Origin of the sequence: Sphingomonas canadensis (genome assembly GCF_026013525.1) — a bacterium.
In the GTDB taxonomy this organism is placed as follows: Bacteria; Pseudomonadota; Alphaproteobacteria; order Sphingomonadales; family Sphingomonadaceae; genus Sphingomonas; species Sphingomonas canadensis.
Window position 1 is genome coordinate 1 of sequence record NZ_JAPDRA010000024.1, and the last position, 1,319, is coordinate 1,319.

1 protein-coding gene is annotated in these 1,319 nt (G+C 63.8%); it reads left to right on the top strand.

All coding sequences use genetic code 11. The features are described 5' to 3' along the window. Nucleotides 1–1,319, top strand: a 1,319-nt coding sequence (ahcY, locus tag OM513_RS20735; RefSeq protein WP_264946687.1) for an adenosylhomocysteinase, incomplete at both ends; no start/stop codon positions are given.

The following is a 1,319-nucleotide window of genomic DNA, read 5'->3' on the forward strand; positions in this document are numbered from 1 at the left end:
TTTGGTCGCAAGGAGATCGAGATTGCGGAGACGGAGATGCCGGGTTTGATGGCGCTTCGCGAGGAGTTTGGTGCGGGGAAGCCGCTGAAGGGGGCGCGGATCACGGGCTCGCTGCACATGACGATCCAGACGGCGGTGTTGATCGAGACGCTGGCGGAGCTTGGGGCGGAGATCCGCTGGGCGTCGTGCAACATTTTCTCGACGCAGGACCATGCGGCGGCGGCGATCGCGTCACGTGGCATTCCGGTGTTCGCGGTGAAGGGCGAGACGCTGGAGGAATATTGGGACTATTGCGCGAAGATCTTCGAGTGGGGCGACACGACCTGCAACATGATCCTGGACGACGGCGGCGATGCGACGATGTTCGCTTTGTGGGGCGCGCGGGTCGAGGCGGGCGAGGCGCTGTTCGAGCCGACGAACGAGGAAGAGGAGATCTTCGTCGCGACGCTGAAGCGTTTCCTGGCGGAGAAGCCTGGGTATCTGACGAAGACGGTGGCGGCGATCAAGGGCGTCAGCGAAGAGACGACGACGGGCGTGCACCGGCTGTATGAGCTGGCGAAGAAGGGCAAGCTTCCGTTCCCGGCGATCAACGTGAACGACAGCGTGACCAAGTCGAAGTTCGACAACCTTTATGGCTGCAAGGAATCGCTGGTGGACGCGATCCGCCGGGGCACGGACGTGATGCTGGCGGGCAAGGTGGCGGTGGTTGCCGGGTTCGGCGACGTGGGCAAGGGCTCTGCGGCGTCGCTTCGCAACGGCGGCGCGCGCGTGCTGGTGACCGAGATCGACCCGATCTGCGCGCTGCAGGCGGCGATGGAGGGCTATGAGGTCGTGACGATGGAGGAGGCGGCGACGCGCGCCGACATCTTCGTGACGGCGACGGGCAACGCGGACGTGATCACGCTGGATCACATGCGCGCGATGAAGAACATGGCGATCGTGTGCAACATCGGGCACTTCGACAGCGAGATCCAGATCGCGGCGCTGAGCAACATGAAGTGGACCGAGATCAAGCCGCAGGTGGACGAGGTGGAGTTCCCGGACGGCAAGAAGATCATCGTGCTGTCGAAGGGCCGGCTGGTGAACCTGGGCAACGCGACGGGCCACCCCAGCTTCGTGATGAGCTCCAGCTTCACCAACCAGGTGCTCGCGCAGATCGAGCTGTGGACCAAGGGCGGCCAGTATCAGAACCAGGTCTATGTCCTGCCCAAGCACCTCGACGAAAAGGTCGCCGCCCTCCACCTCGAAAAGCTCGGCGTCAAGCTCTCCTCCCTCACCCAGAAACAGGCCGACTATATCGGCGTCCCCGTACAAGGGCC